The organism is Lysinibacillus sp. FJAT-14745, assembly GCF_001275675.1.
Lineage (GTDB): Bacteria > Bacillota > Bacilli > Bacillales_A > Planococcaceae > Lysinibacillus.
Window position 1 is genome coordinate 436835 of sequence record NZ_LITM01000005.1, and the last position, 15139, is coordinate 451973.

12 protein-coding genes are annotated in these 15139 nt (G+C 39.1%); 1 reads left to right on the forward strand and 11 read right to left on the reverse strand.

What is annotated here, in order from left to right:
- Positions 1 to 131 precede the first annotated feature (131 nt).
- On the forward strand, positions 132 to 632 hold the full coding sequence (thiW, locus tag AMS59_RS09415; protein ID WP_053483474.1) for an energy coupling factor transporter S component ThiW: 501 nt from the start codon (positions 132 to 134) through the stop codon (positions 630 to 632).
- 128 nt (positions 633 to 760) lie between these two features.
- Here thiW and AMS59_RS09420 read toward each other — a convergent pair whose 3' ends face one another.
- The 11 genes from AMS59_RS09420 to AMS59_RS09470 form a co-directional block, all read right to left on the reverse strand.
- Positions 761 to 3358 carry a VWA domain-containing protein gene (locus AMS59_RS09420; RefSeq protein ID WP_053483475.1) on the reverse strand — a complete coding sequence of 866 codons (2598 nt, stop codon included), beginning with the start codon at positions 3356 to 3358 and terminating at the stop codon, positions 761 to 763.
- Entirely contained in the window at positions 3342 to 5087 is a 1746-nt protein-coding gene (locus tag AMS59_RS09425; protein WP_053483476.1) for a BatA and WFA domain-containing protein, read from the reverse strand. Before AMS59_RS09425 ends, AMS59_RS09420 begins: the two co-directional genes overlap by 17 nt.
- Positions 5088 to 5098: 11 nt before the next feature.
- Positions 5099 to 5974, reverse strand: coding sequence for a DUF58 domain-containing protein (locus AMS59_RS09430; protein ID WP_053483477.1), 876 nt, complete (start codon positions 5972 to 5974; stop codon positions 5099 to 5101).
- Positions 5971 to 6966: a MoxR family ATPase gene (locus AMS59_RS09435; RefSeq protein WP_053483478.1), complete on the reverse strand. Its 996-nt coding sequence runs from the start codon at positions 6964 to 6966 to the stop codon at positions 5971 to 5973. Before AMS59_RS09435 ends, AMS59_RS09430 begins: the two co-directional genes overlap by 4 nt.
- Positions 6967 to 6977: 11 nt before the next feature.
- Complete coding sequence (locus AMS59_RS09440; RefSeq protein WP_053483479.1) at positions 6978 to 8405, reverse strand: hypothetical protein; 1428 nt, start codon at positions 8403 to 8405, stop codon at positions 6978 to 6980.
- 12 nt (positions 8406 to 8417) lie between these two features.
- Positions 8418 to 9263, reverse strand: coding sequence for an ABC transporter permease (locus tag AMS59_RS09445; protein ID WP_053483480.1), 846 nt, complete (start codon positions 9261 to 9263; stop codon positions 8418 to 8420).
- Positions 9260 to 10195 (reverse strand): ABC transporter ATP-binding protein, encoded by a 936-nt coding sequence (locus tag AMS59_RS09450; protein WP_053483481.1) that lies wholly within the window; start codon positions 10193 to 10195, stop codon positions 9260 to 9262. Before AMS59_RS09450 ends, AMS59_RS09445 begins: the two co-directional genes overlap by 4 nt.
- Entirely contained in the window at positions 10195 to 12579 is a 2385-nt protein-coding gene (locus AMS59_RS09455) for a hypothetical protein (protein ID WP_053483482.1), read from the reverse strand. The genes AMS59_RS09450 and AMS59_RS09455 overlap by 1 nt, the downstream gene beginning before the upstream one ends.
- Positions 12580 to 13224: 645 nt before the next feature.
- Positions 13225 to 14112, reverse strand: a complete 888-nt coding sequence (locus AMS59_RS09460) for a LysR family transcriptional regulator (protein WP_053483483.1) — start codon at positions 14110 to 14112, stop codon at positions 13225 to 13227.
- A gap of 68 nt (positions 14113 to 14180) precedes the next feature.
- Positions 14181 to 14621 (reverse strand): cyclic-di-AMP-binding protein CbpB, encoded by a 441-nt coding sequence (gene cbpB, locus AMS59_RS09465; protein WP_053483484.1) that lies wholly within the window; start codon positions 14619 to 14621, stop codon positions 14181 to 14183.
- A gap of 248 nt (positions 14622 to 14869) precedes the next feature.
- Positions 14870 to 15109, reverse strand: coding sequence for a hypothetical protein (locus AMS59_RS09470; protein WP_053483485.1), 240 nt, complete (start codon positions 15107 to 15109; stop codon positions 14870 to 14872).
- Positions 15110 to 15139 lie beyond the last annotated feature (30 nt).

The following is a 15139-nucleotide window of genomic DNA, read 5'->3' on the forward strand; positions in this document are numbered from 1 at the left end:
GGTTAGCGGCGTTCTCACGCTTTAGCGGCGGAACTCCCTAGTTTAGCAGCGCTTCTCTCGCTTTTAGCGGCGGAACTTCCATGTCTACCGGCGATAACTATAAAAATTCACATTTCAAAGGAGTGGAAATTATGTCAATTCGAAAACTAACAATTATGGCCTTATTAGTAGCAATTGCCGTAGCAGGTTCTACCTTCGTTTCAATACCAACGGGGATTGCGCGTGCCTACCCTATACAGCATGCTATAAATGTTATTGGCGCTATCATTCTTGGGCCAGTGCCTACTGTTATGGTCGCCCTTATCACAGCCATTATTCGTATTTTAACAGGGACAGGCTCATTATTAGCTATACCTGGCAGTGTTATTGGCGCTCTGTGTGCAGCTCTTGCCTATAAATATAGCGGCAAAATGTGGCTATCAGGTATCGGTGAAATGTTTGGGACAGGTATCATTGCATCACTCATTGCAGTACCTTACGCTCATTTATTAATGGGGACATCCGTTGCTGCTTTATTTTTCATGCCAGCTTTTTTAACATCGAGTATTATTGGTGCTATGTTAGGCATCGTCGTTGCTAACAGTTTACGTAAGACAGTATTTGTAACTAACCTTAATACTCTTCTTAAATAATGATTCATGTTACGTTACTTTCATTAATTAAGAAAGTAACGTTTTTGTTCCGAACAAATTCACTCATACTTCAACGGTTGAAATGACAAAAAACGATGGCACATCTCTATGCACCATCGTTTTATCTGTTAGGATCGTTTTTTCATGCCCTTTAATAGCTGGGCAACATTTGTGTCCTCTGCCTGTATTGGCTTTTCCTCAACAAGCTGCTCTTTTTTCTTCGGCCTAGTTAAGAAACTCCAACCAAAGCGTCGAATAGTAATATCAATGAAGAATAGCAGCATCCCTGCTAATAAAAGCCATGTTGCAATATTTTGGCGTTCCGCACCTTTTTTCGTAAATTCACGGAACACTTCACTTGGCTCCTTCAAAACGGAGCCGCCTGTTTGCTTCGTTAGCTCTTCGGCTAGCTTATCGTTCACTGGTCGTAATTCATACTCAGCACTATAAGGTACACTTAAACCTGCCTGGTAAATAGCCTGTTGTTCATCGGCAATGCGGAAGAAAATGAGTCCCGGTTCTGCTTGTACGACTGCTCGAACTTGTGATGCTGAAATTGTTTCAAGCTGTGTTTCAAGTTCTTCACCCGCTTCATTGACAGCAACAATATCTAAGAACGCTGCTTCATTTGTTGGGTCAGTGATGACAAATGAGCCGTCTGATTCTAGACGTACATCATAGGCAACATCGTTATAGCTTGGTAACATTTTTGAAATAAGCATTTGCCAAAACGTGCCCCAATTTTGCCATCTTGCCCAGTCTCCCGTCCATTTTCCTGTCGAATCAGAAGTAAAGGCGAATGTTTTGCCCAGGCCGTATTGCCACCCTGCTAGAACTGGATCTTCCTTTCCACTTTCTGCAATAACAGTAGCTCCCTGCTTTGCTGTCGTACCGATATAAGCGTTCATTTTAGGTACACCATTTGCAAATAACGTATTCCAGCCAGATGCATTAAATATAGTTGGATAGAATGGGTTATCTTCAATATATGTGCGTGAAATCATGGCAGTTTCACGAGATAAAATAGAGGGGATCGTCTGCTCATCAACAACATCGTAGAAACGCCCACTTCCCATCTCACTGAGCGCTTCAAGTAAGTTTGCATCTGCATCCTGACCAATTGCAACTGTTGAAAGAGTAATGCCGTTCTCTTTTCCTTGTGCAATTAAGTCTTCATAGTTACCTGGTTGAGACTGACCATCAGTTAATAGAATAATATGCTTACGCTGTAACTTTAAATCAGCTAGATTTTCATAGGCTTTAGCAAGTGATCCATATATTTCGGTACCGCCACCCGGCGTTACAGATAAAATCGTATCCACCGCTTCTTCCTTTTTGCCAAGTGGTCCTGTCTCAATTATTTCCCAAGGTCGATCATCAAAGGCAATAAACCCGAGCGTATCCTCATCTCGTAGCATTTCAACTGAACGAGCGGCCGCCTCTTTTGCGAGCTCTAGCTTTGCTCCAGACATACTTCCAGAGCGGTCGAGGACAATCTCAAGCCCTAATGACGGTAATTGTTCCTTACCTTTAATTTCCATTTCAACTGGTAATAAAGTTTCGATTGGTGTTTTAAAATAGCCGCCTAAGCCAAAGCTATTTTCGCCACCGACCATCGTAAAACCGACACCGAAATTTTTCACTGCCTGCTCAATAACATTCATTTTTGCCTCGCCTACTAAATGCCCTGGCACATTATCAAAAATGATGGCATTGTATTGTAAATAACTAGAAAGTTCATTTGGCAGACTTTTAGCATTTACAACATCATAGGCAATTGATTGTTTGCCAAGTGCTGCTGCAATTGGTGATGCCGTATCATAGCCATTAACAATTAGTAGATGTGGTTCACTTTGCACCATCGTGACGCTTGTTAATTTATTATTTTCAAAAATTGCATCCTGTTCAACTTGCACGAGTGCCTCATATTTTACAAGCCCTTCAGCCGTCGCTGAATGTTTATATGTAAAAATATTTGATCCTTCTGCAAGCTCCACTGCCTCACGATGAATAAGCTTATCATTTTCGTATAATAATAGCTCACCTCGTTCTGCTACAGTCGCATTTATTTCAGCGACTAGCTGCTGCTGCTCACCTACATAAGCAACTTGTGGTGTGACAAAGCTTTTCATGGATACATCCTTAGCAACAGGTTGGCTAAATGGCACTACATCAACACTGGTATTTGACCCTTTAAACTTCGATGCAAATTCTAAGGCATCTCCTTTTGTTTCATTACCATCCGTTAAAAGCACAAGTCTTGTTGCTTTTTTCGAATCTACAATACCTGAAGCGAGCTGTAGGCTCTGTTCAATATTTGTTTGATCTGTTGCTTTTATGGTTGTAAACTTCGGCACTTCCTTTAAAGAATTCGATAAAATAGCTTCCGTTTGTAATGTCGTTGAAAAAGAATAAATCCCTGCAAGCTGTTCATCTTTTTTAGATTGTAAACTTTCCGCTATAAAATTGGCCATCTCATCATCTGTCCCATTCATTGAAGCAGAACGGTCAACTAAGAATAATACTTGTTCTTCCTTTACGGGCAATAAAATATAGGGCCCAGCAAGCGCAAAAACCAAACAGCCTATTGCCACAATACGAATACCTAGTACGACGATATGACTTTTTTTTAGTCGCTGACGTTCACGCCAATAGGTCCATCCAAAATACATAAGCAATGGAAGTAAAAGCAACAATGCTAATGGCATATCAATTCGTAAATCCACGACGTCGTTGCACCTCCCACTCTAAAACAAGTAATACTAAGATCATAAGGATAGGCCAATGTACGAACGAGGTTTTCGATATTTCTTCCTTACCATTGTCCGGAAGCTCTCCAAGCGTATAACTTGTCCCTTTTTCAATCACACGCTCTTGCGCTTGAAGCTGTACGATGAAGCGCTTTTCTTCATCTTTTGAGCGAGCTTTATATATTCCTGGCTTCATTGGAGCTGTTAAAAGACCATTCGTAATGGACGATAAAAACTCATCTTCCTGCGAATATATACTCCAATCACCCTGCGCTAAGGCAACTGCACGTTGCTCATTTGGTGTAAAAATGCCAAGTGAACCAATAGATTCTGAAAGCTCTTGTTCAGTGCTCCATAAAAATAATGGGAATGAAGGATGTAACGGCCAATCTGTATCTGCAATATCCGCTAATACGACAATATCCCCTTTAGGTGAACGTTGAATAAATGGCTGGTCTCCAACTGATGCAATCGTTTTATAGTCATCGAATCCAGGATATACAGCACTGACGTAAATATCTTTTAGCTCACTAAATGCAAACAATGCATCACTTGTTGTACTGATTTCCCCAGTAACTTCAACCTTCTCAACGTCATCCCGTCCAAATAATACAATTGGCTTGTCCATCTTTTCGAGTAGCGCCGTCTGATTTGTCACAACAGTGGCATCCAGATTGTCAGCCACTTGTGAAGATGGAACAATTTTCACACTAATATTAATCGTTTGCAAACCTTTTTGAATGAGTTGATGCATACTTTGATCGACAATTACTTTTGAAGTAGCTGTTTGTAGCAATACCGTTTGTGAATTATCAACAGCGTAATCGTCCTTAGCGTCTATCTTGGCAGTCATAGTATCTTCTAACGGTAGGTCTTTAAATGTTTTTGTTACGGCTTCATTTGGAGGTAATGCAACACTCTCCGTAGCTATCTCCTTACCTTTAACATTGTCTATCGAAAGTGTTACATGTTGCTCTTGGTCCGTATCATTTTGTAACTGTACAAGCGCCATAGCAGATTGTCCATCTGTAGTAGCAGCAAAACGTGTCATTGCGATATTGGTTAAGTCCTTTGCAGACCCTTTTACGATCCACTTCACCGTATCTTTTTCCATCGGTAATTGCTTTTTATCGAGCGTATCTGTAAAGACATAAATAGATGTTGGTGTATTTCCGACGAAAGCCTGTGCCACATCTAGCGCTTTATTCATTTGAGCGGTTTCATATGTTACATGTAACTGTTGAATGGCTTTTTCAATCTCTTTTGTATTTGTTTCCTGCTGTAATATAGCTTTTGGCGTATTGCCTGTTGTAATAAGAGTCACAGGTCTTCCATCAAGCTCATTGACCAATGACAGCATTTCTTTTTTATGTGTGTCAAATGTTGACTGCTCTTTCCCTGCTAACATCGTTGCAGACGTGTCTACAATGAAAATCGTCTGCTCACCAACGATCGTTGACTTTTTAACATATGGATTCATTAATGCCAGTACAAGTAAAAGAAGAGCTAGCAGCTGTAAATAAAGCAGTGCATTTTTTTGTAAATGTTTTAAGTATGGTGAAACACGTGTTTCTTGCATAATTTCCGACCAAAAAAGTGTGGAAGATACGGTTTGATCGGTATATTTTTTTCGAAAGAAATAATATAGAAGGACAATGACCGGGATGATGGCCGTCCAGCTAAAAAGTATTTGACTAAAGCCCAATACGGCTCACCTCACCTAATCCAATGTGCTTTTAATAATTGGTGGAAGATGGCATGCTGTAATCCATCCTCTACTTTAAGTTGTAATTGTCGAACACCAAAACGCCGACAAATTGCTTCAAATTCCTCTTCATGTAATAAACGTTTTGCCGTATAAGTGTCCAGAACTTTAGAAGACATCGTAACATTTACATCTCTGCCTGTTTCACGGTCAAGTAAGCGCACATCACCCGTATATTCTGGTGATAGTTCTTCTTGCGTAACTATTTGCAAAATACGTACATCCCCTGCATAACGTGGTAGCCTTTTTAAAAGTTGCGCCCATTCCTCGATTGGCTCAAGTCCATCCGTCACAATAAATAGTACAGTACTATCCTTAGGCAATGCTTTTAAAGCTCCCTGTGCGAAGCTATTTGTATACGTTGCTTGTTCAATTTCTGTGACCACCTGTAAAAAGGCGCGACGATACATGGCACCTTTACGACGAAACGGTAGCTTCACCTCATCCTGTAGAAAAGAAAATGATAAGCGATCATCACGACCGAGCACCATTAGCCCAAGTGAGGCAACAATTTGCCTGGCAAAAGTCCATTTTGCTTGATCGCCCATCGATTTCGTTGTATCTAGCAAAATGTGTACACGCATCTCTTGTTCATCTAAAAAACGTTTAATGAAGTATTTATCCGTTCTCGCAAAGACGTTCCAATCCACCTGACGTACATCATCACCTAAATGATATTCACGAAAATCCGAAAAATCAAGCGATGCCCCGAAGCGTTGCGAACGGTGCGAGCCCTTGTGCTGCCCACGTAATTTGGAGGCCGTTGCCACTTGGAAGCGACTGATTTTCGCTAACCAATCCTCGGGCAATAATAATTTTTGTGTCACCTGCTAACACCTTGCTGTACTTTTTCTAAAATAACATCAATCACATCGTCTGCTGTTTTGCCAGAAGCCTCCCCTTCATAATTCAACAGCATCCGATGGCGTAACACTGGCTTAGCCACAGATTTAATATCTGCTACAGAAACGTGGAAACGTCCATTCATAAGCGCCCTTGCCTTCGCTAATTTGATTAAACTTTGTAAACCTCGAGGGCCGCTACCATACATCGCATATTGCTTGACCTCATTAATGGCATCCACTCTCTCAGGATGTGTAGCCACAACAAGATCCGTCGCAAATTCGAGCATTTCATCAGCAACCAGTACTTCCTTGACCATTTGCTGCGCTTCAATCAGTGCTTCCGTATCCATGATCTTTTGTAAACCAATTTCCATAGCGCCTGTTGTACGCTTCATAATTTCCATTAGCTCACTTTTCTCAGGATACGGCACAAGAATTTTACATAGGAAACGGTCCATTTGTGCTTCTGGTAAAGGGTACGTTCCCTCCATCTCAATCGGGTTTTGTGTTGCTAACACGAAGAATGGTCTTGCCATCTTCTTTGTATCACCCAAGATTGTTACAGTTTTTTCACCCATTGCTTCAAGCAGTGCACTTTGTGTTTTGGGTGTTGCTCGGTTAATCTCATCCGCTAATACCATTTGGCTAAAAATCGGCCCTTGCTGGAATGTAAATTGCTGCTTGCCATCAGCTGTGCGCTCAATCATACTTGTTCCTGTAATATCCGCCGGCATTAAATCTGGTGTAAATTGAATGCGCGAAAATGATAAATCTAATACTTCAGAAATTGTACGAATTAACATCGTCTTCCCTAAACCCGGTAGGCCCTCTAATAATGCATGGCCATCAGCAAGGACTGCGTATAATGTATAATCAATGGCTTCTTCTTGGCCTACGATAAAGCGATGAATTTCTTCCTTTACTTGTTGTAATTTCGTACTCATTTCAACATATTGTTGCTCTGTAAATGCCATTCCTTTTCCTCCTACTGAGACTCAATTGACGTGAAATACGATTGCACGACATTTTGTAAATCCTTCGGTAATTGTAAACGCTCTGAGCTTTCTAAATAGCTATCTTTATAGGAGCCTATAACTTCCTCATATGGACGAATAGAACCTTTCGTAATAGGGCCATTTCCTTGTTGCTCTGAAACATGTGATCCATCGCCTAATGCTCCCCCATCAACTGAAGTCTGACTAGAACCACCAATTCTATTTGGTGTCGTTAATAAATCGCGGCCGCCTTGACCTTTGCCTGCACCTTGACCTTGACCTGAACCATTGCCATTGCCCTGCCCTTGTCCCTGCCCTTGTCCGTTTCCTTGTCCCTGACCATTACCCTGTCCTTGACCTTGTTGATTGCTTTGATTCGATCCTTGTTTCTGACCTTTACCACTAGCCTGTTGGGATCCATTTTGGGAATTACTTTGGCCTTGTTGTCCTGTTTGACCTTGCTGATTACTTTGCTGTGAATTCGCTGAAGGATTGCTATTAGGATTGTTTTGCTGATTGTTATTGGCACTATTGGCACTCGCAATAGCATTTTGTAGCGTATTGCTTGCGGGTTTCCCAAGCTTGCTCATAGCTGTCTGAGTACTATTTGCATTTTGCGTTAGCTCCTGCTGCATTTGGGCGAGCTCCTTTAATTGCTCTACTTCTTCCTTCGATAAGCCTTTGTCGTCAGAAGTGCCCTCCTTACTAGCCGTTTGCTTATCCTTTAATTGTTGTTCCTTTAAAGCAAGCTCCTTTTGCTTTTTCACGACTTCGCGTAATGCTTCTTCAGCCTTTTCTGCCTCTTTTAACGTATTTTGCAATTCTTTTAATTGCTCTTTCACTTCTTTTGTTTCTGCTTTTTTCTCTAATTTAGCAACTTCCTTCTTTACGTCCTCAATGACAGCTTTTTCTTCTTCCGCCTCTATTGCTTCAATTTGTGTAGCTGCTGGAAACATATAAAGAATGGCCAGTGCGACAGCTGTTCCAAATAATCCAATTAATGCTTTTGGACGGAATAAATTTTTCTTTCGAGCCTTAAAATCAGCAAACGCCTTTTCCACGTTTCCTAGTGCTGTCTTTAGTAGAGATTGCACGAGCGGGTCCTTATCGTCCTCGAACGATAAGGCTGTCACAAGCTCATTGTGCGAAAAATAATCATCCAATGTATGCAATGCTTCCTTTTCTTGTACACGCTTCCACCACATAAACAACACTGTTGCTAGTATGACAACAATAAAGGTAGTAAGAGCTGTTTGGCGATAATACGGCCAAACAAATAGCCTTGAGACGAGGAAGAGGGAAGCACTCGAAAGCAATGCCAAAAACAAGCCGTACTGTGCAATTGGAATGCTTCTTTCTACTGTTAAACTCGTCTTTGCACGTTGAATATATTGTCGTAATTGCTTACGACGCTCCATAAAATTTCCTCCTTATCGATTACTTTTCATATTGGCACGTAATTTTTTAATCGCAATTGTTAAACATACAACAATGATCAATGAATAAGCTATTAAATAACTAATCCATACAGGTAATTTCACGCCCGAAACTTGCACTAAAGCATCGCCCATAGATGATGAAGTAAGCGTAAGCATTAATGCACCCGGGTTAATAGAAGCCCAAAAGTAAGTCATATAAGAAGGAGTAGTACCTAATGCATTACCCATTTGATGGAAGGCCATTGATAAAAAGAAGAAAAACGCTGTAATGCCACCTAAAAAAATTATCGAGCCGTACGTAGCAATCATCGCAACAATTGTTCGCTTTGTAATGGTTGAAAACATAACACCAATACTACCGATTGCTACAACTGTTAATAAATAAAATAAAAATATCGAGATTAATTGAGACGGCGATACGCCACCAAATAAAAATACTAAACTATACAATGGTAGCCCTGCGAGAAGCATTAATACTAAAAATGCTACCGAGGATAGTAATTTTCCAATAATGATTTGAGTAGAGCTTTGTGTCGTTGTTAGTAAAATATTTAGTGTTTGCTTTTCCCTTTCGCTACTAATTGCACCGGCAGTTAAGCTAGGAGTAATGAAAAGAACAAGAGCCATTTGTAATATTGTTAAGACCGCAAACATCATAAAGCTCATTTCTGGTCTAAAGAAACCCTTGCCTGTGAATCCAGTTGTTAGTAGCAAAAATCCTGCGATAAAAATACAAATAACCGCTAAATAAAACATTAAACCTGAAAAGCTTTTAAAAGAACGGAAGCGTAACTTCAATTCTTTTACGAATACCGGATTATAAAATCGTTCCATCATTGATGATCCGCTCCCTTCGTAATAGCCATAAAGACATCCTCTAAATCTTTTTCCTCTTCACTTAATGCATAAATAGGTAAATTTGCAAGTATTGCTTTTTTCAATAGTGCTACCTGATCAGCATCTGTTCCTCGGTAATTAAAGGCTATTTCTAAGCGATTATCCATTACATCAATAGAAGAGATCAGTGGATCCTCCTCCAAAAATGCACGTACCTCGTTTAAACGATCTGTTACTTTTACTACGATACGCTTCTCCCCCTGTAGCTGTGCTTGAATGGAAGCCACATTACCATGAGCGATAAGCTTACCATTATCAATCACACCGATTTCATCGCACATTTCTGCAAGCTCAGGCAAAATATGTGAGGAGATTAAAATCGTTTTCCCCATAGATTTTAAATTCCGTAAAATATCTCGCATTTCTACTCTGGCACGTGGATCCAAACCTGAAGCAGGTTCATCTAAAATTAATACTTTAGGATCGTGGATAAGAGCACGTGCCAAACATAGACGCTGCTTCATCCCACGTGACAGTAAATCAACATATTCATAACGTTTATTTGTTAAATTCACGAGTTCAAGCAGCTGTGGAATCAGTACTTTTCGTTCAGCTGCCCCAATACCGTAACTTGCACCGTAAAAGTCTAAGTATTCGTCTACTTTTAGTTGATCATAAACACCAAAGAAATCTGGCATATAGCCAATTTGTTTTCGAACTTCCTTTGGTTCCTTAATAACACTTTTCCCATTAATTAGGGCATCACCAGAAGTAGGAGCCAGCAAGGTTGCTAAAATAGAAAATGTAGTCGATTTACCTGCCCCATTAGCACCTACAAAACCAAATACAACCCCTTCCTCCAAAGATAGATTCAAATGATCTAGCGCTGTAAAGGAGCCATATCTTTTCGTTAAATCACGAATTTCAATCATTATTTTGCCACTCCCTTCAGCTCTACATCTGGTAATTTTGTTTCCTCACCCGTTTGATCTGGTCCGTATTTAACCTCAATTAGCAACTCATCATTTTCATTGAAGTATTTTTTTATGTTACCTGTAAACACCTGTTTCGCATCGACCAATGGCTCATAATTTTTCGTCTCGTTATTCCAAATCGATAGCTGCATACGATCAATATCCTTATTTGAAACTGTCAATTCGTTTAATGTTTGAACTGAATTCATAAACTTATCTGGCATCGCAATGGTTACTTCATATAACCCATCAGACAAGCGCCAATTATTTAACTGTTCATCTACTTTTTCGGCATACGAATTAGGAGAAAGCTGGTTTACTGAATACGTAAAATTGTTACGTTTCATTGTAAATGGACCTGAGAGCTCTACTTTGCCATCAAATGGCTGAACAAAATAGGAAATCGGTGACATATTGGCACTTGTTTCTAGCTCAACCCCAGCAATTGCTTGATCTGCCCATGCTGTAATGACAGGCTTTTTATCATTTTCTACATGCGGTATTGCCAGAGATTTCATACGCTCGATACGTGAAGGATTCACGTCTTCCTTCTTCGCTGGATAATTATTAAAATTGTAACTAGTAAAATCAGATGGTTTTTGAAGAACCGTTGCTTTTAGCTCTGTGTCGACTTTAAGTGTACCGTTCGCTTCAATGTCGCCAAGTTTAACTTCTTTAATGCCAGAGATTAACGTAACATCCTTTAGAGCAAACGGGAATTTGTTCTTAATTGTCCCAGTTAGCTTTTCATTTTTTAACGTAATATCAATATCCATCTTGCCAATATTTTGTGCCGCTGTCTTTCCTGCAAACGACTGAACAGACCAATAACTTAAATCACGTAGTGTTAACGTTGAACCATTGGCATTTTCCTTAACATAGGATATTTCATGTAAATCATCCCTTGTCCCCGCGAAATTATTGGAACTTCGCAACGCTAATGCACTTGTATCCTTATCTGCATTAACAACAAAATCACCGCTACGATTTGTTAAAATAGACTCTACATAATAACCATTTAAACTACTATCTTCATTTACTTTATAAAATGCAGATTGTTGAATTTGCGGTTGACCAATTCGATCTTTCGCACCAAAAATAAATAGAGCAATAGATAACACAATTGATATCGCAGGAATGATCCACCATGCATGCTCTCGCTTGTCTATTTTCTTTAAAATAAAATATAAAATAGGTCCGATAATTAAAATATATAGAATAATAACTATTAGCATATAGCTAACAGATACTTCAAACGAAGGGAATAATTCATTTACATTACGCAGTTCATATGAAACTTGCTCCACCGGTGACTGTCCATTAACGCTCATCCCTTGTTGTGACATCTTTTGAATATCTAGCAATTTTCGCACTAATGCTGGATAGCCATCCATAGACGCAAGTGGTTGATCCCCTAAAGAAAAGGCTGTTTGAATAATTTCTCCACTGCCAACTTTTTTCTTAGACGCTAAAATCTTATTGTTATCTGTTAATACAGCAATACTTCCTTGACTTTCAGTTGCCCCATAAAGAGAAATAGGTTGTGTAAAAGTTCCGCCGCCTGATAATTTTGATAGACTATCTGCCGAAACGGATGTCATTTGCTTGGATAACGCTAGTGGTAGATAATCCTTGAAAATACCTGCTGTTGCATTTACTTGATCAGAAGCTCCTACTAATAAAGTTCCGCCATTTTGTACCCATTTTAATAAAGACTCTTGTTGCTTTTGCGATAAATCAGCAATAGCAATTTCATCGATGACGATAACATTTGCCATTGCAAATCCTTGTGGATCCTCTGGCAGTGTATAATCCTTAATTTGATTTAAATTTAAAACTTCAACATTACTTTGAGGAGCAGATTGAGATAGACGCAAAAATGCTGATAAACGATCACTTTTATCCGTTAATGTATAAATAAAAACTGATGACGGATCTAAAAAGTTAGCTTGTAGCTGTTTCGTTCCTTCATAAGCAACCTTTTTTCCTTTTTCTATGCTTCCTTCAAAGAACGCAAACGCATCGGCATTTGAGAAATTACCATCTAGATAAATATCAAATATTTTTTCTTCTCCTGCCGCTATATCTATTGGAAGCACTTGTGCTGATGCAGCTTCATAGAAACTGGATGCATTAATGACCATATCCCCAGAAAAATCTGCACCATTATTTTTTACTGTTACTTGCACTGGCACCACTGTTTGATATTTAGCTTTACCCGCGATCCCTACCTTAGCCTGTACATCTAATGTAGCAGCCGCTTTTGCCTGCTCCATAGGTAGAATAAAGCTAATAACAAGCATGAATAGTAATATGAGTGCCGCTATATTCTTTTTCTTCAAAAACTCAACCCCTTTTATGTAAATTGTTGGTTACATAATTATACGTTTTAAATTGCACTTTGTTCCATTTCTTACGACATCTTCATGAATATTCATAAACTCTTAAGAATTGGATAATTAGCAAAGTGTGGGGTGACATTTTGTTAAACGTATGCATATAAGTTGATTGGAGTGGAGGCTAAGAAAAAGGATTCACACACAATTTTGTGTATAAATCCTTTTTTGTTCTTTGGACGGAGGATGTCGATAAAATTCAGAAGTTGGGTGATAAAACGTGAAAGTTAGTCGATAAAATTTAAAAGTTGAGTGATAAAACGTGAAAGTTAAGCGATATAATTCAAAAGTTGGGTGACATTTTATTAAAGCGTATGTCATGTGAATAAGTTGATTGGAGTGGAGGCTGGGCGACTCCTTGAGGATTAGCAATAGAGGAACGAAGGCTAAAAGCATCACGTCCTGTGATAACGCCTTCGTGACCAACATCCTGTTGCCCCGAGACCCTGCAGCGAAGCGAAGCGGCTCATCGGACGCCCCCAGGAAAGCGCCCAGTCGGAACGGAAATCAACCCCACGCTATGATGAGATTAAGAATGGATAAAAAAAGACAGTCCCGAGTGAATCACTTGAGACTGCCTTGATAGTATTCTTATTTCGTATAATCAAACAAACATCGTGCATGGTCTTGCACTACCTCTACAAAAGCCTCTACTTGTCGTAACTCAAATGAGGATTCATAGCCAATTAACCAAGTATCACGCGTTAAACCAAATTCTTTTTCATTATTCGTTAATGCTATTTTATTAATACCATCATGGTCACTTAAAGTAATGGAAGGCAAAATAGCATAACCAATGCCGTTCAATGCCATTTGCTTACAAATTTCAATCTGATCAACTAAAATTTGTTTTCTTGGATTTGAAGCGAAATGCTGCTGCCACCATTGTTGAATTTCCTGATAGTAATTGGAATCACTTTTAAATTGAATAAAAGGTCGGTCTGTCGTCAGGACATCTTCTATAGTTTTTAGCTCTTTATCAACTAAATAAAGGGTGTCACGAAAAAGGTGAATTTTTTCCCCTTTCCAATCAACCTGCCCACGCACAATCCCTATATGAGCCTCACCCTCATAAAGCGCTTTTACAATTTCAGAGCTCCAGCCAGTCATAAGTGAGATTTTTGCCTCAGGATATTTCGTTACAAAATCCTTTAATATTATCGGAAGCCAGTTTTGGCCGACAATCGATGCACAGGCGATTTTCAATGTCCCGTTTACTTTCGTCGTTAATGATTGGATTGTTTCAAAAATCTCTTCTTTTTTGCTGAGCATTTCAGTTGCATAGGCAATAATAAGCTCTCCAGCAGGTGTCGCCGTTAGTCCTTTTTGTGAACGAATAAATAACTGCGCGCCCCAGTCCTTTTCAATAGTTTGCAGACGTTGAGAAAGTGCTGGTTGAGATAAAAATAAACGTTCTGCTGCTTTACGCATATTACGTTCCTCTGCTAGTACTTTTAAAATTTCAGCCTCTGTTGCCATCAATCAGTAAACCTCCGATACAAGCAAAGAGGGCCTCATGATTTTCATCTGAGTCCCCTCTTAAACTACTACTCTTTTTGATAAATATATTTTTTCAATTGCTTTAATATTACACGTCTCGTTAAAATTCCCGCAAATGTTCCTTCTTCGTCTACAACACATAAAAAGGCGTGATTAATAACTAAGTCAAGAGCTCGCTGAAAAGTATCCGTTAACTTTAATACAGCGATTTCTTTTTCCATTATTGTATTCACTTTAATATCGGGTAACTTTTCATATTCAATATGTTCTAGTCCAAGAATGGATTCTGTAATCATTTTCATACTTAGTAAACCTTGAAGTCGATATTTCAAATCTAAAACAGGTATCGATGAATACCCTGTACGTGTAAGTACTAGGAGTGCATGTTCTGCACTATTTCCACTTTGTACATGCGCAACTTTTTCAGATGAAATAATAAAATCACTAATTGGCATTGCTAAAAAGTCCTTGCTGTTAGTTGAAATCATGAACTTCTTCTCCTTTTCTGTCCTCGTTTTGCAGAACAGGATGCTTCCCTTATATCATATCATAACTATTCCTTTTATGACCACGACAAGGCCGAGAAGAGTTTTTTATAAGCAACGAATTATTTTAGCATTTTGAACAAAACTAAGTATCGAAAGTGTATAAATAGCGAGGTTTTTACCTGAGGGCAATGGAGAAAAATCTTCATTCAGCCATAATAAAATATAAACTGAATGAAGAAAAATTTCACTTAATAGCCTGTCTTGCTCCAATAATAAAAAATCATGATCCCTAAAAAAAGTAAAAAAATGATATATACCCAAACAATTGGATTAAGCATAGTCGTATACTCTTCAACGGTTTCTGAAATCGGCGTATCATTTTCTGATTTCCGTTGGGACGTCATTTTGGCAATTTTCAACGTTGACACAAGCGAAATGGCAGAAATAATCGTAATGGCAATAAGAGCCGGTATTAACCACATACCCATAGGCAAAACTCCTTTCTTTACCCTTAGTAT